Source organism: Lysinibacillus sp. NPDC086135 (genome assembly GCF_044746345.1).
GTDB lineage: Bacteria > Bacillota > Bacilli > Bacillales_A > Planococcaceae > Lysinibacillus.
Genome location: NZ_JBIVCA010000001.1, coordinates 536,343 through 556,107 on the forward strand (window position 1 = coordinate 536,343; position 19,765 = coordinate 556,107).

Annotated in this window: 16 protein-coding genes; 14 read left to right on the forward strand and 2 right to left on the reverse strand. The window is 36.7% G+C overall.

All coding sequences use genetic code 11. The annotated features are described in order from the left end of the window. The first annotated feature begins 66 nt into the window (after window positions 1-66). From gpr to lepA, 4 genes are all read left to right on the forward strand, one after another. Complete coding sequence (gpr, locus tag ACIPKN_RS02660) at window positions 67-1,083, forward strand: GPR endopeptidase (protein WP_400933101.1); 1,017 nt, start codon at window positions 67-69, stop codon at window positions 1,081-1,083. 52 nt (window positions 1,084-1,135) lie between these two features. Beyond that, the gene (spoIIP, locus tag ACIPKN_RS02665; protein WP_400933103.1) at window positions 1,136-2,071 is read left to right on the forward strand and encodes a stage II sporulation protein P; all 936 of its coding nucleotides are present in this window, start codon (window positions 1,136-1,138) and stop codon (window positions 2,069-2,071) included. Between the two features lie 536 nt (window positions 2,072-2,607). Beyond that, entirely contained in the window at window positions 2,608-4,503 is a 1,896-nt protein-coding gene (locus ACIPKN_RS02670; RefSeq protein ID WP_400933105.1) for an acyltransferase family protein, read from the forward strand. Between the two features lie 407 nt (window positions 4,504-4,910). Then, window positions 4,911-6,737 carry a translation elongation factor 4 gene (gene lepA / locus ACIPKN_RS02675; protein WP_142508919.1) on the forward strand — a complete coding sequence of 609 codons (1,827 nt, stop codon included), beginning with the start codon at window positions 4,911-4,913 and terminating at the stop codon, window positions 6,735-6,737. Window positions 6,738-7,176: 439 nt separating this feature from the next. Here lepA and ACIPKN_RS02680 read toward each other — a convergent pair whose 3' ends face one another. Further along, window positions 7,177-7,509, reverse strand: a complete 333-nt coding sequence (locus ACIPKN_RS02680) for a tyrosine-type recombinase/integrase (protein WP_400933108.1) — start codon at window positions 7,507-7,509, stop codon at window positions 7,177-7,179. 760 nt (window positions 7,510-8,269) lie between these two features. On the opposite strand from ACIPKN_RS02680, the gene ACIPKN_RS02685 reads away from it, so the two are divergent. Then, complete coding sequence (locus ACIPKN_RS02685; protein ID WP_400933110.1) at window positions 8,270-8,425, forward strand: hypothetical protein; 156 nt, start codon at window positions 8,270-8,272, stop codon at window positions 8,423-8,425. A 510-nt stretch (window positions 8,426-8,935) separates the two neighbouring features. Further along, on the forward strand, window positions 8,936-9,712 hold the full coding sequence (locus ACIPKN_RS02690; protein WP_400933112.1) for a CsxC family protein: 777 nt from the start codon (window positions 8,936-8,938) through the stop codon (window positions 9,710-9,712). A 676-nt stretch (window positions 9,713-10,388) separates the two neighbouring features. Here the strand turns inward: ACIPKN_RS02690 and ACIPKN_RS02695 are convergent. After that, window positions 10,389-11,294 carry a LysR family transcriptional regulator gene (locus ACIPKN_RS02695; RefSeq protein WP_400933114.1) on the reverse strand — a complete coding sequence of 302 codons (906 nt, stop codon included), beginning with the start codon at window positions 11,292-11,294 and terminating at the stop codon, window positions 10,389-10,391. A gap of 132 nt (window positions 11,295-11,426) precedes the next feature. On the opposite strand from ACIPKN_RS02695, the gene hpaI reads away from it, so the two are divergent. From hpaI to ACIPKN_RS02735, 8 genes are all read left to right on the forward strand, one after another. Further along, a complete protein-coding gene (hpaI, locus tag ACIPKN_RS02700; protein ID WP_400933116.1) occupies window positions 11,427-12,353 on the forward strand; it encodes a 2,4-dihydroxyhept-2-ene-1,7-dioic acid aldolase in 927 nt (308 codons plus the stop codon). 70 nt (window positions 12,354-12,423) lie between these two features. Beyond that, a complete protein-coding gene (gene hpaE / locus ACIPKN_RS02705; protein WP_400933118.1) occupies window positions 12,424-13,941 on the forward strand; it encodes a 5-carboxymethyl-2-hydroxymuconate semialdehyde dehydrogenase in 1,518 nt (505 codons plus the stop codon). Between the two features lie 28 nt (window positions 13,942-13,969). Next, entirely contained in the window at window positions 13,970-15,442 is a 1,473-nt protein-coding gene (gene hpaB, locus ACIPKN_RS02710; RefSeq protein ID WP_400933120.1) for a 4-hydroxyphenylacetate 3-monooxygenase, oxygenase component, read from the forward strand. A 26-nt stretch (window positions 15,443-15,468) separates the two neighbouring features. After that, a complete protein-coding gene (gene hpaD, locus ACIPKN_RS02715; protein WP_400933122.1) occupies window positions 15,469-16,452 on the forward strand; it encodes a 3,4-dihydroxyphenylacetate 2,3-dioxygenase in 984 nt (327 codons plus the stop codon). A gap of 23 nt (window positions 16,453-16,475) precedes the next feature. Continuing rightward, on the forward strand, window positions 16,476-16,949 hold the full coding sequence (locus ACIPKN_RS02720; RefSeq protein WP_400933124.1) for a flavin reductase family protein: 474 nt from the start codon (window positions 16,476-16,478) through the stop codon (window positions 16,947-16,949). 49 nt (window positions 16,950-16,998) lie between these two features. Continuing rightward, window positions 16,999-17,868 (forward strand): cytidyltransferase, encoded by an 870-nt coding sequence (locus tag ACIPKN_RS02725; protein WP_400933126.1) that lies wholly within the window; start codon window positions 16,999-17,001, stop codon window positions 17,866-17,868. 33 nt (window positions 17,869-17,901) lie between these two features. Next, window positions 17,902-19,344 (forward strand): aldehyde dehydrogenase family protein, encoded by a 1,443-nt coding sequence (locus tag ACIPKN_RS02730; RefSeq protein ID WP_400933128.1) that lies wholly within the window; start codon window positions 17,902-17,904, stop codon window positions 19,342-19,344. Between the two features lie 63 nt (window positions 19,345-19,407). Continuing rightward, the gene (locus ACIPKN_RS02735; RefSeq protein WP_185903548.1) at window positions 19,408-19,761 is read left to right on the forward strand and encodes a DUF485 domain-containing protein; all 354 of its coding nucleotides are present in this window, start codon (window positions 19,408-19,410) and stop codon (window positions 19,759-19,761) included. The last annotated feature ends 4 nt before the right edge of the window (window positions 19,762-19,765 follow it).

Genomic DNA, 19,765 nt, shown 5'->3' on the forward strand with positions numbered 1-19,765 from the left:
TGCAATAGATAAATGCAAAGAATATTTACTTGACAGTTTGAACAAACTACAGTTGAGGTGAACTGTATGCAAAATTTTAATTGGCAACGCACGGATTTAATTGATGAGTCTGAAGAGGTTGTTTTACATCAAACGAAAGAGCAAAAAGATACACTTAAAGAGTCGAGTGGTATTCAAATTGAAGATCAGACTGCTGGTCGGGTAAAAATCACTGATGTGCTCGTTGATGCCGAAGGTGAGAAGCAAATCGGGAAGAAAAAAGGGAAGTACATTACTCTTTCTGTCCCTACTTTGACGTTAGAAGATCAGGATGGCTTTGAGCAGCTTGAGAAAGAATTGCTTGTGAATTTCAAAAAAATGCATAAATCCATGTCATGGAAAGAAGATGACAAAATTTTAATTATTGGTTTAGGGAATCGGACAATTACACCAGATGCTATAGGACCGTATCTTATTGATCATTTGCATAGTTTAGATGTAATAGATGAAAAATTCGTCATGTATGCGCCTGGTGTAACGGGGCAAACAGGATACGAGACTGGTGAATTTGTAGCGGCGTTGGCAGAGCGTCTTAAACCTAAATTAATTATTGTTGTAGACGCACTTGCAACGAGAGCTAGTGATCGCTTATGTAAAACAATTCAATTAACGGATACAGGGATACATCCTGGTTCAGGTGTAGGAAATCACCGTAAGGAAATTTCATATGAGATGCTTGGCATTCCTGTTACTGCAATTGGTATCCCAACAGTAGTTGATGCACCTGTATTAATTGCGGATGCTGTAGAAGTAATGCTACGTTCTATAGCTGCACGGGTGGCAGAGCGGAGTAAACCTTCATCAAAATTGTCATTGTCGTCTTGGCAACCAGATATAAATAAAGAACTAGATATGTCTTTAGTACAGCCGATTTTTGGCGAATGGGCTACATGGTCTAAAGAAGAGCGTCAGCAATTATTTGCTGAGACTTTCGCAGGCTCGCATACACAGCTGATGGTTACGCCAAAGGAAGCTGATTATTGGGTAGACAAGTATGCAAAACTCGTGTCATCTATGCTTATGAAATGGGCTAATAATCTATAATTTTTTTCGTTCTAAAAGACACATCCCCTCCATACGATAAGGGGAGGAGGGTGTGACTTTGCTAAAAAAACTACAGTGGTCATTTGGTTTATTATTGTTCTTCTTCGTATTACCTGTCATTGCTGGGCAACTTCCGTTCAACAAGCAAGCATCGACTCCGATTAAAGAACCAGAGGATAAACAAGTCGTGTATGCCGCTACTAATTTAGCTGAACAAAGTGCACTGGAGCAGACAAAAAAGGAAACAAAAGAAGAAACAAAAGAAGAAACAAAAGAAGAAACAAAAGAAGAAACAAAAGAAGAAACAAAAGATAATCAAACACAAGATCAAACACAAGATCAAACAAAAAACCCATTTAAAGTATTGTTATTATTTACGCATTCACAGGAATCATATCAACCAATAGTGAAAGCTGCTAGCGGGAAAGCCGCCGTTTATGATGAAAAAACGAATATTTATCAATTAAAAGATACTATTTCTAAGCATTTTAGTACGAGTGGTATACAAACCGACGTTTTAGATGTGGATGTTATGAAGGAACTAAAACTTAAGGGGAAAACTTTTCCGTATTCTTACAACTTTGTACGTCCTTATTTAGCAAAACGTTTACAAGAGCAATCGTACGATTTAGTTATTGATTTGCATCGAGATTCTGCCAAGAGAGATGCGACAACTTTAACATATAATAATGAGTCCTATGCACGGATTGCGATTGTTATTGGTGCAGAGCATAAGAATTATAGATGGAATACTGCTTATGCAGAAAGTCTATCTGCTGCTATGAATGGAATTGTGCCAAAAATTTCTAGAGGTGTTATATCAAAAAGTGGTGACAATGTAGATGGACGTTATAATCAAGATTTAACAAAAGAAATGATATTAATCGAACTAGGTGGAATTGACAATACAGAAGTAGAATTGAATCGTACGATTGCTGTAATAGGAAAAGCTATATCAAAATCCTTCATTACAGGAAAACAAGAATAAAAAATAAATAGATTATTAAAATTTATTGGCGAAAAGCAGTCTTCTTTTTGCCAATTTTTTATTGATATATTGCACTTAATTACATTTTGGACAAAGTATGAAAATTGAATGATTGTTAGTAAAAAATACCAGGGATTTATTTAAGAAAAAATAGTAATTAAGCCTTTTAATTATTCATTTCTTGCCTTATAATTTTCGAGTCAGCACATAAAGATTTGACGATGAGTTGTAAAAGTGAAGCGGCATATGCAATAGGCGAAATACGCTTTTAAAGCATCTACCATTTTGGAGATGCTTTTTTGATGGATAAAATATGAATAAGATTAACCTTTATTTTATAAGGATGAAGGACATATACATATGAGAAGTTATTTTAATGTTGTTTATGTGATAAAAAAAGTAAACTTTTATAAATACTCATCCGTCATTTATATAAGTGAATGCACCGAATCAGTAGGTAAAAGGGGACGATATTGACTTAATACTAATTTCACACTATAAGTTTGTAGATTATCGGAAGAAGAGGAAGGAATTTTATGTCAGGCAAGACAGTCAATCATCGTTATATCCCTGGAATAGATGGGATTCGAGCTTTAGCAGTACTAGCTGTGATAGCTTATCATTTTAACTTCAAATGGGCCAGTGGAGGGTTCCTAGGAGTTGATATCTTTTTTGTTTTATCGGGTTACTTAATAACTTCTACTATTTTACCTTTAAAAGGAAACCGATTAAAAGTAGGTCTAGGAGAATTTTGGATTGGGCGATTTCGACGCCTACTGCCTGCTGCGTATTTAATGATTATTACTTCATTCGCTTGGGCTACCTTATTTCATAAGGAACTTCTCCATACATTGCGCGGAGATGCAATATCCTCTATTTTTTATTCAAGTAATTGGTGGTTCATTTTTCATAAGCTCTCGTATTTTGATAGTTTTGGATCCCCTTCACCTATAAAAAATTTATGGTCTTTAGCAATTGAAGAACAATTTTATCTTATTTGGCCAATTCTGTTAATGCTCGGGCTTTATCTTGTAAAAAAACAGAGTAAATTAGCCATTTTTATCTTTATCGGTGCATTATGTTCCGCTGTGTTAATGGGTATACTGTATGAGCCAGGAGCTGATCCTAGTCGTATATATTACGGGACAGATACACGTTCCTTTGAATTACTTATAGGCTGCTGGCTAGCTCTCGTTTGGCCGATGAAAAGACTATCTTCTCAAAAACTATCTACTGACCATGTCAATAAACTAAATGCCATAAGTTTGGTTGCTTTTAGTATTTTCATATTAAGTATTATTTTTGTAAATGAATATCAAACTTTCTTATATAGAGGGGGCATGTTCCTATTTTGTTTGAATGCAGCTATATTAATAGCGTGTGTTTGTCATCCAATTAGCATATTAGGAAAATTACTTTCTTTGAAGCCTCTACGTTGGATCGGTTCAAGATCATATGGAATTTATCTATGGCATTATCCAATCATGGTGTTGGGTACTCCAGTCCACGAAATAGGTAATCCTGCATACTGGCGAGTTGCTTTACAGCTAGTTCTTATATTGATTATTGCAGAATTATCGTATCGTTTTATTGAAATGCCAATAAGGAAAGAAGGATTCCGCTCCTATTATCGACAATATCTTGTAGTTAATAAAGATAAATGGGGCAGCTTTTCGTTTACTAGAAAAATTTCTACTGTGCTTGTTTCACTATTCCTTCTAGTATTTTTTACTGGAATGACAGGCGTTATAGGAAAAGAACAAACGGAATCTAAAGAATCTAAGCCAACAGAAATTAAAATAAATGGTGAAGAGCAACCTTCTAAGCATAATGATTCCGTAGCGGAAAAAGGAACAACGGGAAGTAATTCATCAAATGTTGAGAATGAAAAAACTGAAACTAGCCCTCAATCGGACAAAGAAGAACCTAAGCAAGGAGAAAATGATGCAACTGCTAATCCTAATGAATCCTATAATGGTATATTAGCTATTGGAGATTCTTTAATGATAGATATTGCTACTAGCTTACATAATATCTATCCTAACATTACAATTGATGCAAAAATTGGTCGGCAAGTTTCACAAGCTGTCCAATTGGCACCGAATTATGCTAGTTTTAATGAGCCAAATAAAGCGGTTATTATTCAACTTGGCACAAATGGTTTCTTTACGAATGATCAGATCGATTCACTACTTAAAGCTTTCTCCAATGCCGATATTTATTTAGTGAATACTCGAGTACCTCGATCATGGGAAAGTAATGTAAACTCTTCATTGCAACAAAAAGCTCAAGAGCATGATAATATTACATTGATTGATTGGCATTCGGTTGCTATCAACCATCCAGAATTTTTTGCTCCAGACGGTGTGCATTTAGAACAAAAAGGTGTTAAAACGTTAACAAACCTTATTCAACAAACAATAAATATTTAACTTCTTTCAGCGGGTGTCCAAACATCTGTACCTGTCGCTACGTTTTCGGTACAAAAACATCCGCTGAAATAGAGGAACTCAGTCTAGGACGCCATGTCCTGTGGCAGCGAAGCGTCAGCGGCAATGTTTTCTGCGCGAAAGCGAAGCGTCAGCGGCAATTATGCCGAGGTCAAATTGATTTTAGTAATAGCCAGTGTGCACCATTTCTAGGTGTAGCTGGCTATTTTTTATGAAAGGTATAGGAAATTATTTTTAGCAACTTATTATCTTTTTTGCATTGTTTTGCAGAGGAAACGGCACACTATTTAGAATAACCATTGATTTAACAGCATTTATACTGTTCTGTTGTTGTGGTTTGTATAAGGTTCATAGTATAATTCATTATAGTTTAATTAGGAGTGGAAAAGATGAACCGAGAAGCACGTTTAAAAAGACAAGAGAATATACGAAATTTCTCTATTATTGCACATATTGACCACGGGAAATCAACGCTAGCTGACCGTATTTTAGAGCAAACGAAATCACTAACATCTCGTGAAATGAAAGCACAGCTACTCGACTCAATGGATTTAGAGCGTGAGCGAGGCATTACGATTAAATTAAATGCAGTCCAATTAAAGTATGAAGCTAAAGATGGTGAAGTGTATATATTCCATTTAATCGACACACCAGGACACGTCGATTTCACATATGAAGTATCACGTAGTCTAGCTGCTTGTGAGGGTGCAATTTTAGTTGTCGATGCAGCACAAGGTATTGAAGCACAAACACTAGCAAATGTATACTTAGCGCTTGATAACGACCTAGAAATTTTACCTGTTATCAATAAAATTGATTTACCAGCAGCAGATCCAGAACGTGTACGTCAAGAAGTTGAAGACGTAATCGGGTTAGATGCTTCTGAAGCGGTTTTAGCTTCTGCTAAAGCCGGTATCGGGATTGAAGATATTTTAGAACAAATTGTAGAGAAAGTGCCTGCACCGACTGGTGATCCGGAAGCACCGTTACAAGCCCTTATTTTTGACTCTGTTTACGATGCTTACAAAGGTGTTATTATTTCCATTCGAATCATGAATGGTACAGTAAAACCTGGCGATAAAATTCGTATGATGGCTACTGGAGCAGAATTTGAAGTTATTGAAGTTGGTATACACACACCGAAAGTTGTACCACAAGCTGAATTAACAGTCGGTGATGTAGGTTATTTAACAGCGTCTATTAAAAATGTAGGTGATACTCGTGTGGGGGATACAGTTACATTTGCTAATCGCCCAGCAGATGGGCCATTAGCAGGTTATCGTCGTTTAAATCCAATGGTATACTGCGGATTATATCCAATCGATACAGCGAAATATAATGATTTACGTGAAGCGTTAGAAAAATTAGAACTTAATGACTCTGCACTTCAATATGAGCCAGAGACATCACAAGCATTAGGATTTGGTTTCCGCTGTGGCTTCTTAGGGCTTTTACACATGGAAATCATTCAAGAGCGTATTGAGCGTGAGTTTAACATTGATCTAATCACAACAGCGCCTTCTGTAATTTACAATGTTCAAATGACGGATGGCTCTACAGTGAAGGTTGACAACCCTTCATTTATGCCAGATCCTCAAAAAATTGATTATGTGGAAGAACCATATGTAAAAGCTACAATTATGGTACCAAACGATTATGTAGGAGCTGTTATGGAGCTTTGTCAATTAAAGCGCGGTAATTTTATGACAATGGATTATATTGATACAACACGTGTCAGCATTATTTATGAAATGCCGTTATCAGAAATCGTTTATGACTTCTTTGATTATTTAAAATCAAATACGAAGGGCTATGCTTCATTTGACTATGAACTCATTGGTTATCAGACTTCAAAACTAGTGAAGATGGATATCTTATTAAATGGTGAGCAAGTCGATGCACTAAGCTTCATCGTACACCGTGACTTTGCATACGAGCGCGGTAAAGTCATCGTTGAAAAATTAAAAGAATTAATCCCACGTCAACAATTTGAAGTGCCAATTCAAGCAGCAGTTGGCCAAAAAATTGTGGCACGCTCAACAATTAAAGCTATGCGTAAAAACGTATTAGCGAAATGTTACGGTGGGGATATTTCTCGTAAACGAAAACTTCTTGATAAACAAAAAGAAGGTAAAAAACGTATGAAACAAGTAGGTTCAGTCGAAGTACCACAAGAAGCATTCATGGCTGTTCTGAAGATGGATGATTCGAAGTAACGTTGATATAACAGCGTTTATAAGGATTTGAATTGAGTGTTTTTATATTAATATGGTGGAAGTTGCCACCGATTTGCCACCGCTTTTAAATTGTGCCAGCATTTTATAAATCTTTTGCGATGGAATCAAAAATATCGGCAGCATCTCTTGCCATCTTTTGAGTTAAATGGACATAGCGGTCTTCAGTAGTTGCTGATCTGCTGTGTCCTAATCTTTTTTGTACAGTTTTAATAGGTGTACCATTCTCTATTTATGTTGTTGCATGTGTGTGACGTAAGGAATGATAATTGAAACTAATATTTAATTTTATTCTATTCTAGTATTATATTTGATGACACTTGGCGTACAATGTTCACGATTTTCTTTTTATCATACATAATCATGTTCTGAATCCTTTTTATAAAACTCACTGCACTTTTAACGATTTTCAAGTTGTCTTTTATAGTGCTCTTAAAATTTTGGTTAGAGCATTACCAAAGGGAATAGTTCGATAATCAGCCTTTGATTTTGGAGGTCTAGATTGCCAATTTATTTTTCGTTTTTCATCTTCGATACCGACTAGTTGCTGCTCAATTTCCAACGTCATTTCCTCGAAATTTATATGTTTCCATTCAAGCCCACAAATTTCGCCTACACGCACCCCACAATGTAAGCCAATATGAAATGGTAAATAAAAAGGGTGATCCTCATTTATAACACTATTAATACGTCTTAGGTTTTCTTTTGATTGAATTTTTAATTCTTCACGAGATACTAGTTGTTTTGAATACATTGAACCTATTGAAGAGGAAGAAGCGAATGTGGTGATGCAAAATAATGGCGCGGAAAAAGGTGAAACGGTGCACGACATGTCTAAAATGGTGAACGCACCTGTTAAAAAACAAAAATATGAGCAGATGAGCTTATTTTAAGATAACAGTGATGAGCACATGAAAGATTTTTTGTTCAGTAGAAAAGGTTAGATTTTCCATTTATGTATACTATTTATCTAGCTTGTTGGATATATTTCTTAGAATTTCGTTTTGTTCCTCCAGCAAGCTAATGAACTTAATTAAAAACCAAATTACAAAGGCTAATGGGGCAAGAAAAAACAATAATGACATAATTCTTACAAACCTCCTTTTGGGTAATTGTACCACAAAAGTGAAGTGTTTTAGAAAAAAGGGGGAATCAATCGTGGCAGAAAGAAATTACTCATTTGAAAAGGTGTATTAAGATGACTCAAAAATAAGTGATGGTGCTGAAATTTTAGCTGCTAATAATGCCAAAGAGCGAATATGTATTATTTCACTGGTTATAGGAATGATATACAAACAGATGATATTTGTAGACATAGTGGAATCAACTAAAAGAGTTAGTTGACGCTGACTTTGAAACAAAACATAAAATTTATGATAAGGATAGTAATGAAAGTGTTGAGCAAAGTCGTTAGATATTGCTAACGAATGTTTTGAGAGTAAACCGAGTATTGGTAACATCAAACTACTGAACGCTATGAGGATTATATGAAATATAAGATTTGGAGGACCGTTATGAGATTTATTGGTTTAATACTGGGCTTTTGTATGTCTAAACGTCCTACACTTGATTTCGTAATAGACTCATTGAAACAAGCACTCCCAATTATTCAAGAACATGCCCTATCACGGGTAGGTTTTCTACTTTTATCCTTTATGAGCTCTACATAATGCATAGAATTTTTTTTAATGTATTTGTATGTTTACACTGCGTGATTAAAAAGATAAATTAATAAACCATTGTAAGAAACGAGTAGTTAAAGATTTTACTTTATATTTACCTAGGTGAGCAAGATGTGATTCATTATTACATCTTCATAATTGTACTACTTTTCGGTTCGAGTTTAAGGTCAACATATTCCTCTATCCAAAAACTTAAGTTCTGTAATCTTGTGGTATAAAACACGGTTCCAGCATTTTCGTACACTAAAATCTTTCTTCGTAATTGTTTCTGCTTTTGACTATTATTTTCTTGAAATTCTTCAATCAAAAAAGGTAACTAAACATAAAACTAGATTAACTATGGTGAGTATCTAGCATTTTGATGTACATGCTAAAAAAATCCCTTTTTTAAAATAAGAAGAAACTAGTATACACGTCTATACATAGAATTAATCGCTACATATTCTAGCAATATAGAGAGCGCTCTCTAATACTAAAAAAATGAAAAGAGGGAATTTTTTGAGTGATCAATTAGATTTTCAAGTTAATCAAGTCGAACCTTGTCCAGTAACATCAACAGAACAAATACCATTAACTACTGAGGTTACTCCAGTAGTTGCTACACCGTTAGTGACGCCAACTGTTAAAGTTCCGGTTGTACTTGCAGAACCAACACTTCAAATTGCTGTGGAGGCGGATATTACGCTTACTCCTGCAGCAACTGAAATCAAAAGAGTGAAAAAAAATGTATTCCTAAATCAAGTGAAACTAGTACCTGTTGCTTTTGCACGTATTGGCACAACTGACTTTTTTGCGGTAACAAGAGCTAAATTATTTGTAGCAGGAAATATTCGCAAAAATATAGAATATGCTACAGCAGCATGTAACGCGGCACTCCAAGATAGAATTGCCGATGTTCCGTTTTCAGGTTTTACAGACCTTACTTTCCCACAAACACTTGGAGGCCCTACTCCGATTTTAGGAATTTCCGAGTTTGCCGAAGCGAACTTCCTTAATGAAACTACGCAAATGGATGCTCGATTGGATAAAGCATTCTTCCAAAATCTAGTTAAATACAATGAACAACCATTTGGCGAGTTAGTAGCTGCAAACTTCTTTGAACTTGATTTTTCACCGGTTATGGCAGAACCAGAGGGCACTTTCGACACATTACGTGAAAAAATCGTGCTAGAGCTTACTGTAAAAGTACTGCAAGTTCAACAAATTCGCCTTGGAGCAGGCACTAGTGTTATAACTCCTGTTCTTACAGGGCTTACTCCTCCAGTTAGTCCTTAATAATCTCTAGTTTATAGAGGAGCAGAACAAATAAAAAACGCAGTTCACTGCAACAAAATGCAATCGAAAAAACAACCCTATAAATTTAATGGGTACTAATAAAAATCAAATATTTGAGTTGGCAGTTGAAAATGCGGCTGGATCTGATTTTCAACTGCCTTTTTGTAATTTAATAACGGAGATGTAATAGCTGGTGTGTAATTTAGGGAAGGCTAGAGGGTTGCAAAAGGGCATTTTTCAACAGTTTTCCGAAAAAAACTTACAGAACGCACAATAAAAAGATTTCTTCATCAATTATTAGAACAATTGATTTAAAAAGCCTTACATAGATGTATCGATTTCAACTACCATTTATACGCAACAATGTTGATTGAAAGTGGACAACCTATAAAAACTGTCCAAAAAAAGATTAGGACAAAGCAGATAGCAACTACTGAAGACCGCTATGTCCATTTAACTCACAAGATGGCAAGAGATGCTGCCGATATTTTTGATTCCATTGCAAAAGATTTATAAATTGCTAGCACAATTTTAAAACGGTGGCAATCACCACCATACTAGAAACGAAGTCAAATGAGCTCATTGTCTTATTTTTGACTCCGCAATATATATTTAATATCACTGTAAAGGCTTAAGTAACGGGTGAGTAATAAAAATCTGAAATGATTTATTTGAGTCATTCTACTTGTGAAATTTTTAAACTGTATTCCCTCTTAAAAGTTTCAATAAATTTAACAGCACTTTTTGAAATGTAACGGTCCTTCAACCAGATAACGGCCGAATCTGATTGAATACTAAGTTCTTCAAGCTCCAATATTTTCAGGCCATTCATAGAAAAAGAACGTAAGACAGACCTTGGAAGTAAAGAAGCACCTACACCTTCTCTTACTAGGGACATTATCATATCAGCGTCTGAACATTGACAGACAATATTTGGTTCATAGTGATATTTTCTACAAGCTTCTATAACCAATTCGTATTGACCAACACCCTTAACACGTTGTAGCAACATTAGTGGCATACTTGAAAGTTCTTCTAGTCTTATTGTATTTTCATAATTCCACGTCTCAGGGATAACGGCTACAAAATGATCTGGAGGTAATGGTAGTGAAGATAAGTCATCTAATTCTGATTCAAAAGGTAACCGGACTATAGCAACCTCAATATGCCTATTCCTTAAATCTTGTAATAATCGATAGGTATCCCCTTCGTATAAACGAAATGTAACGTTTGAATACTTTTCTCGGAAAAAACGAATGCGTTCAGGTAGGTAAGAAAAGCATGTTTTTACAGATCCAATTGATAAAGTACCCTTAAGACCTTCTCCCACTTCTTTCACTTCCATAATTGTTTCATCAATCTGACTTAAAAGATTGGTAGCTCTCTTATACAAAACTTTTCCTGCTGCTGTTAGTTCTATATTCTTTCCATTTCGTACGATCAAAAGAGTACTAAGTTCTTCCTCCAGCGCTTTTAGCTGTTGACTAAGGGGGGGTTGGGCCATATGTAATTTCTTTGCTGCTCTAGTGATTTGCCCTTCTTCAACAATAGTGGCAAAGTATCGCAATTGTCTTATATCCATGAAACTCCTCCTTAGAAAGCATATTTATTTTATATACGTTACAAACATTTTAAATATTTTAAATATTTCAAACTTAATGATACATTATTTTTGAAAACGATTCCATGAAAAGGTAGAAAAGGAGAAGATAAAATGTCTAGAATTCGAAAAGCTAAAGAAAGTATAAAAGGTTCGATAGCACCAGTTATTACACCATTCAAGGAAGATGAAAGCTTAGATTTACAGACATTTAAAAGTTTAATTAACTGGCAAATAGAAAGTGGGAGCCATGGTATTTCGGTAACCGGGACTTCTGGGGAACCTAGTTCTCTAACAATCGAAGAAAGAGAGCTTGTGATGGAAACAGCAAGTAAAACGATTAACGGACGAGTTCCATTTATACCAGCAACGGGATCTGTTAATCATAATGAAGCGCTTCGACTAACAAAGGCTGCTCAAGAAATGGGAGCAGATGCTGCGATGGTCATTGTTCCATACTATAACAAGCCTTCCCAGCAGGCATTATATAAACACTATAAAGCTATTGCCGATACCGTGGATATTCCCATTATTATCTATAACATTCCTGGAAGAACAGGGGTCAATATGGAAGTAACAACAATGGCTCGACTCGTTGAAGATTGCCCGAACATTATTGGTGCCAAAGAGTCAAATAAAGATTTTGAACATGTCAATCGAGTGCTGTTGAATTGTGGTAGAGATTTCAGTCTATTCTCGGGAATTGAACTTCTTTGCTACCCAATGTTAACAATCGGTGGAAAAGGTTCTATTAGCGCCACAGCAAACGTTGCGCCAGCGAAAGTAGCAGAAATGCACAATGCTTGGGAGGAAGGCGACGCTGAAAAAGCTTTAAATCTTCATTATGAATTGATGACATTAAATGATGTGTTATTCAAAGAAACTAACCCTGGACCAGTAAAAGCAGCGCTGGGCATGATGGGTAAAATTACGCCAGTTTTACGTAAGCCAATGGATTTACCATCTGAGGCACTTCAAAACGAAATTCGTGAAGTTTTAAATCAATATGGTATTTTATCAAATGCGATTGTCACTAAATAATCATTCAAAATCTAAAAAATTCTCTTACTCCTCGTGACAGGAGTAAGAGAAGAATGGGGAGTGTAATAACATGCAAGTTCAAGTATCTGAGACTCAAAAAAATCACGAACACAAGCAAGTAGCAAATGTAAAACTCTATATTAATGGACAGTTTGTCGACAGTCAATCAGGTGCTACTTTTGAAAATAAAAATCCATTTACCAATGAAATAAACAACTATATCGCTGAGGGGCGTGAAGCGGATATAAATCAAGCTGTTCTTTCAGCAAAAGAAGCGTTTGTGAATGGTCCGTGGGGCAAGATGAAATTGAAAGAAAGAATGAAATATATTAATAGAATTGCAGATATCATCGATGAGGAGATTGAAGAAATTGCTTTCTTAGAATCATTAGACACAGGTTTGCCAATTAGCCAAACAAGAAATCAAACCGCACGTGCTGCAGAGAATTTCCGTTTCTACGCACGAATGGTTGAGACAAAATTGCATGGCGAATCTTATCCAATGGATGATGAATTCATTAATTATACAGTTTATAAACCATTAGGTGTTATAGGGTTAATTACTCCATGGAATGCCCCATTCATGTTAGAGACTTGGAAAGTAGCGCCTGCATTAGCAACTGGAAATACGGTTGTCCTAAAACCAGCTGAACTTTCACCATTGACTGCAAATAAATTAGCTGAAATTATTCAAAAAGCTCAAGTTCCGGATGGCGTCTTTAATATCGTGCATGGCTTTGGAGAAACAGCAGGGGCCGCACTTGTTGCTCACCCAGATGTGAAAGCGGTTTCATTTACAGGTGAAACGACTACAGGCTCCACTATTATTAAAAACGCTGCGGATACTTTAAAGAAAACATCGATGGAGCTTGGTGGGAAATCACCTTTAATTGTCTTTGATGATGCAGATCTTGAACGAGCTCTAGATGCAGCTATATGGGGGATTTTCTCATTTAATGGGGAACGTTGTACATCCAATTCTCGCGTATTCTTGCATAAAAATATTAAAGATCAATTTGTTGGAAAATTAAAAGCACGTGTCGCTAACATTAAAATCGGTGACCCAATGGATTCAGCAACTGAGCTTGGTCCGCTAATTGAAAAAGGTCACTACAACAAAGTAAAAAAATATATAGAAATCGCTAAACAAGAAGGTTGTGAAGTAGTTCAGGGAGTGGTTCCGGAAAAGGTAAAGGCAGGTAATTTTGTACCACCGACACTTTTATTGAATGCAAAAAATGACATGAGAGTATGTCAGGAAGAAATTTTTGGTCCCGTTATGGCCGTAATCGAATTTGAAACAGATGAAGAAGTACTTCATATGGCAAATGACGTATCTTACGGACTAGCTGGTTTTGTATGGACAAAAGATTTAAAACGAGCACATCGTATGGCGGATGCTATTGAAGCAGGTATGCTTTGGATTAACGCTCAAAACGTACGAGATCTTCGAATTCCATTTGGCGGTATGAAAGATAGTGGAATTGGAAGAGAGGGTGGTCATTACGCAATGTTTGAATTCTATACAGAACCAAAGGTAATCCATGTTGCTATAGGTGACCATCATATTCCGCAATTTGGGAAGTAAACAACTATTTTTTTAGGGGGAAACAATAATGCCAGCAAAAACAGGAGAGCAATATATTGAAAGAGTTGATCATGCACAGGCAAATATATGGATTGATGGCAAACGAGTAGAAGGGAAGATTTCTGAACATCCAGCTTTTAAAGGAGTTATGAAAACTCAGGCAGAACTTTACGATTTGCAACATGATCCAGACAAAAAGGATTACATGACATATGAATCTCCGACAACTCGTGAACGGGTAGGTACATCTTTTATTCAGCCAAAAACAAAAGAAGATTTGGTGACACGTCGCAAAATGATGCAAGAATGGGCGAAATATAATGGTGGCATGATGGGGCGTTCCCCTGATTACATTAATGTCGGGATGATGGCGTATGGTTCAGCTGCAGAAATGTTTGGGAAACAGGACTCCATCTATGCCGAAAATATGACCAACTACTACGAGTATTGCCGTGAAAATGATTTATCTTTAACACATACGTTGATTCAGCCTCAAGTCAATAGGGGAGTTAACTCAGCACAGCTTCCAGATCCGTATATTGCAGCAAGGATTAAAGAGAAAACATCTGAAGGGGTCGTTATTAAAGGGGCAAGATTACTTGCTACTCAAGGTGGTATTACCGATGAAATCATGGTATTCCCATCTACTTTGTTAAAACAATCAGCTGAAGAAAATCCATATGCGTTTGCATTTTCTATTCCTAATAACACACCGGGCTTGAAATTTATTTGTCGAGAATCTTTTGATTATGGTAAGTCTCATTTCGACCATCCGTTAGGATCTCGCTTTGAAGAAATGGATACCATTGTTGTGTTTGATGATGTTGTCGTTCCGTGGAATCGAGTCTTTGCCCTTGGTGATGTTAATGTGTGCAACCAGGCCTACAATGAAAGTAATGCAGTTGTTCATATGACACATCAAGTTGTAGCAAAAAATATCGCGAAAACAGAGTTTGTACTTGGTATTCTTCAATTAATGGCAGAGACAATTAATATTGGCCAATACCAACATATACAGGAGAAAATCTCTGAGGTAATTATTGCACTTGAAACGATGAAAGCATATGTCGTTGCTGCCGAAGCAAATGCAAAAGTGGATAGATGGGGAACTATGACACCAGATTTTGCACCGTTAAATGCAGCACGTCATTACTTCCCAAAAATTTACCCTCGCTTTACAGAAATTATGCAATTAATGGGTGCAAGTGGCTTAATGGCGATTCCTTCAGAATCAGACTTCAATTCTGAAATTCGTCCGGATCTTGATAAGTATTTACAATCAGCCACTGGAGATGCCTATGATCGTGTGAAACTTTATCGTTTGGCATGGGATGTGTGTATAAGTTCATTCGGTACACGACAAACACTTTATGAGCGCTTCTTCTTTGGTGATCCAATTAGAATGGCAAGTACGCTTTATAACGGGTATGACAAACAGGAATATGTTGATCGTGTGAAGGAATTTTTGAATCGATCAGAAGCTTTAGTTAAAAATAACTAATTAATCGACTAAGGGAGATGAGGAGTATGGATTTCAATATTATTCGTATTGCCAGAACGGTTATAAACGTGCAGGATTTAGACCGTTCAAAAGATTTTTATGTAAAAGCGCTCGGCATGATTGAAACGGAAACAAAGGATGACTGTGTTTATTTGAGAGGGCTTGAAGAACACACACACCACAGCTTGGTTCTTAAAAAGTCCGAGACGTTAGGGGTACACGCACTCGGTTACAAAGTAGAAAAAGAAGAAGATCTTGACCGTCTAGCTGGATTGTTTCAAGCAAAAGGCTTAAAAACAAAGTGGCTTAAGGAAGGTACTCAGCATGCTCTTGGACGTGCACTGCATGTACATGATATTTCAGGGATGCCCCTTGAATTTTTCTGCAAGATTGAAAAAGTAGAGCGCTTACTTCAGCGCTACGATTTATACAGCGGTGCCCGCATTCAGCGGATTGACCACGTAAACTGTGCTGTACCGGATGTAGAAAAAGCTTACAACTTCTTTATCAACGAGTTAGGTTTTGCATGTTCTGAATATACAACGATAGAAGATGGAAGTATCTGGGCTGCGTGGCTCCACCGCAAACAGACTGTGCATGATCAAGCCTTTATGAACGGAGATGGTCCGCGTCTTCATCACTTTGCTTACTGGCTACCTGATCCACTTGCTCTAATTCACTGCTGCGATGTTTTAGCTTCTCTTGGCTATTCACAGAACATTGAAAGAGGGCCAGCACGCCACGGCTTATCCAATGCGTTCTTCTTGTATTTAAGAGATCCAGATGGATACCGCATTGAGCTGTATAACGGAGATTACTTAACAAGTGACAATGACTTCGAGCCAATTCGATGGGATTTAAACGACCCACGTCGTCAAACATTGTGGGGTGCAAAAGCACCGGACAGTTGGTTTAATGAAACATCTCCGTTTTTAGATATTGAAACCAATGAACAAATTCAATCCAAGGCACCAAACCTTGCACAGCGCAAACCAGAACTTGTTATTTAAATAAAAAGAATGGAGGAATTTTAATGGATGATCGTACATTTCGAGATGCGATGGGTAAATTTGCAACCGGCGTAACAGTTATTACAACGGACATTGATGGAGAGCCTCATGGCATGACAGCAAATGCCTTCATGTCAGTGTCGCTAAACCCAAAACTCGTACTAATATCGATTAAAGAAAATGCAAAAATGCTCGATAAAATTAACCGCTCCGGTAAATTTGCAGTAAATATTTTATCGGAAGACCAGCAAGAAGTTTCTATGTTATTCGCTGGTCAAATCAAAGAAAAGCGTGAACCTGAATTTGACCGCCTAAACGAAATCTCGGTAGTAAAGGATGCGCTAGCAAATATTGTGTGCAATGTATATGGAAAGCAAGTAGCTGGTGACCATACGCTGTTCCTTGGAGAAGTAGAAAATATTGCCCTTCGTGAAGGAAATCCTCTGACATTCTTTGCAGGAAAATATGGCCAGATCATTGCACCGCAACTAACTTAACATAAAAGGGGAGGGCAAACGATGCAGACAATTACTATCAAAAGTTCAATTGATAAATCAACGTTCACTGAAATGGAAGCTTGTGTTTTGGCTCTCGGTTTTTTTTGATGGCGTTCACATCGGTCATCAAAAAATTCTTGAAACAGCAAAACAAATTGCTTTGCAAAAACAATGCGCCTTTGGTGTTATGACGTTTTATCCGCACCCAAAAGATATACTCTTTCCTCATATGGAGCCAATGACTTATTTAACTCCGCTTCCTTTGAAAGAAGATCGATTTGAAAAGCTGGGTGTTGAGAAGTTATTTGTTGTTGAGTTTAGCCCTGAGTTTGCCCGTCTTTCTCCTAACGATTTTGTTGAACAATACATTATTGGACTTGGATGTATACATGTTGTAGCCGGCTTTGATTATCATTATGGCTATAAAGGACTCGGTAATATGAAAACGTTAACAGAGTATAATCCCGGAAGTTTGGACGTAACGACTGTTCCAAAAATCCAACATTCTAATGAAAAAATTAGTTCAACAGCAATCCGAAAATTGCTTGATGAAGGTCATGTGCAAATGATTCCTATGTACCTTGGTGATTTTTATGAAATTAATGGGGAAATGAATCAAAGTTCTCTTTTTCACAAAAAACATCAGTTTCTTAACTTAATAGTAAAAAAGAGATACCGAATGCCTAAACCTGGTATTTACCATATTCAAGTTGAAATAGATGGTAATAATTATGATGGAACTTGCCACCAAATATCTAGTAATGAGCATCACGCTTCATTGTTAATACAATTAAAAGATTGTTCTGTATTCCCATACAAGAAGCGGATGAAGGTAAAGTGGCTAGATTATAAATATGGCAAGCAGAATGAGTCATACGGCATGAATGAATACATGAAAAAAGATGAGCTAGTGATCTAATTAATAGTAGGCTATAACAGAAAGGAGTAGACTATGAATTTAAAAGTACAAGTAAGAAAGAAAAACTTATACATTGATGGTCAATGGCAAGAAGCCACTGAACAGGCAGCTCTAACATCTCCATATTCTGGAGATGTTATTGCATATATTCCTAAGGCTAATGAAAAAGAAGTGAATGAGGCAATTGAAGCTGCAGTTCGTGCAAAAACAGTAATGGCGAAAATGCCAGCTCACGAACGTGCAGCTATTTTGGAACGTTTGGTAGCTTTGTTAGAGAAGCGTTTAGATGAAGCGGCAGAAATTATCGCTTTAGAGGCAGCTAAACCAATTGCTACTGCAATCGAAGAAGTGAAACGGACAATACAAACGTATAAGTTTGCAGCTGAAGAAGCAAAGCGAATTCATGGAGAAACGCTTCCATTGGATGCTGCACCAGGTGGAGAAAAACGAGTAGCATATACGGTGCGTGAACCTATTGGGGTTATTGGAGCGATTACTCCATTTAATTTTCCGATGAATTTAGTTGCCCATAAAGTAGGTCCTGCCATTGCCGCAGGAAATACAATTGTATTAAAGCCAGCAAGTCAAACGCCACTATCTTCTTTCTTTTTAGCAGAGTTGTTACAGGAGGCTGGTTTGCCGAATGGAGCTCTTAATGTTATTACTGGAAGCGGAAGAGTCGTGGGGGATAAAATCGTGACCGATGATAGAATTGCAGCCATTACATTTACGGGAAGCCCAGCTGTTGGGATTGGTATTCGAAACAAAGCAGGACTGAAGCGTGTGACATTAGAACTGGGTTCAAATGCAGCCGTTATTATTGATAAAGGGATCGATATAGATTCAATTATTAATCGTTGTGTGAAGGGAGCCTTTTCTTTCCAAGGTCAAGTATGTATATCATTACAACGAATTTATATTCATGAAAGTTTATACGAAACATTTGTGCAAAAATTCGTTGAAGCAACTCAACAACTCAAAATTGGTGACCCTTTAGATCCACGTACAGATGTTTCAGCGCTTATTTCAAAAGAAGATGTGGAACGTACTTTAGATTGGATTCATGAGGCGACACAACATGGTGCAGAGGTAGCAACTGGGGGAATCGCCAAAGGAAATATTCTATTGCCAACGGTCATATTAAATGCAGCGTCTTCTTTAAAAGTTTCGTGTCAAGAAGTGTTTGCTCCAATTGTTATCATCAATAAAGTTCAAGCAGTAGAGGAAGCAATTGAGCAAGTAAATGATTCGCGATATGGTCTTCAAGCGGGGATTTACACGGATAATGTTCATACAGCGTTAACTGCAGCTGAAAACCTTCATGTTGGAGGCGTAATGATTAATGATATTCCAACGTTTCGTGTAGATAACATGCCTTATGGAGGTGTGAAGGAAAGTGGAATGGGAAGAGAAGGAATAAAATATGCTGTAGAAGAAATGACAGAGCTAAAACTAGTGGTTTTTAATAGAAATTAAAAATCAAAGAATTAGAAGCATTTAAGAACCCTATTGAATTATTAGGAAAGAGGTGCTATCAATTTGGAGCTAGTAAAAGAACAGAATAGTGTAAAAAAAGACATTGAACAACAAGATAACAAACAAATAGATTATGACAAAATTTCCACTTCAGAGGATTTTAAACAACTACTTTTAGATAAGAAAAAGTTTATTATTTCATACACAATTTTTTATTTGGCTTATTCACTAGCTTTACCATTCCTAGCCTTGTTTACAAATATATTAAACGTTCAAGTAATAGGAGACATTACGTTGGCGTGGATTTACGGTATTTCAATTATCTTTATGTCATTTGGGGTATGCAGTGTTTATGTAAAGAAGTCTGCTGAATTTGACGAAAAAGTAAAGCAAATCCTAGTAAAAGAGGGGCTGTAGACAT

Excerpts from the sequence above, each read along its gene's own strand:
- gpr (WP_400933101.1), top strand. The coding sequence starts at position 67 with ATGCAAAATTTTAATTGGCAACGCACGGATTTAATTGATGAGTCTGAA.
- lepA (WP_142508919.1), top strand. The coding sequence starts at position 4,911 with ATGAACCGAGAAGCACGTTTAAAAAGACAAGAGAATATACGAAATTTC.
- ACIPKN_RS02695 (WP_400933114.1), bottom strand. The coding sequence starts at position 11,294 with ATGGATATAAGACAATTGCGATACTTTGCCACTATTGTTGAAGAAGGG.
- ACIPKN_RS02680 (WP_400933108.1), bottom strand. The coding sequence starts at position 7,509 with ATGTATTCAAAACAACTAGTATCTCGTGAAGAATTAAAAATTCAATCA.
- hpaB (WP_400933120.1), top strand. The coding sequence starts at position 13,970 with ATGCCAGCAAAAACAGGAGAGCAATATATTGAAAGAGTTGATCATGCA.
- ACIPKN_RS02685 (WP_400933110.1), top strand. The coding sequence starts at position 8,270 with ATGAGATTTATTGGTTTAATACTGGGCTTTTGTATGTCTAAACGTCCT.
- hpaI (WP_400933116.1), top strand. The coding sequence starts at position 11,427 with ATGTCTAGAATTCGAAAAGCTAAAGAAAGTATAAAAGGTTCGATAGCA.
- ACIPKN_RS02730 (WP_400933128.1), top strand. The coding sequence starts at position 17,902 with ATGAATTTAAAAGTACAAGTAAGAAAGAAAAACTTATACATTGATGGT.
- ACIPKN_RS02720 (WP_400933124.1), top strand. The coding sequence starts at position 16,476 with ATGGATGATCGTACATTTCGAGATGCGATGGGTAAATTTGCAACCGGC.
- hpaE (WP_400933118.1), top strand. The coding sequence starts at position 12,424 with ATGCAAGTTCAAGTATCTGAGACTCAAAAAAATCACGAACACAAGCAA.
- ACIPKN_RS02670 (WP_400933105.1), top strand. The coding sequence starts at position 2,608 with ATGTCAGGCAAGACAGTCAATCATCGTTATATCCCTGGAATAGATGGG.
- hpaD (WP_400933122.1), top strand. The coding sequence starts at position 15,469 with ATGGATTTCAATATTATTCGTATTGCCAGAACGGTTATAAACGTGCAG.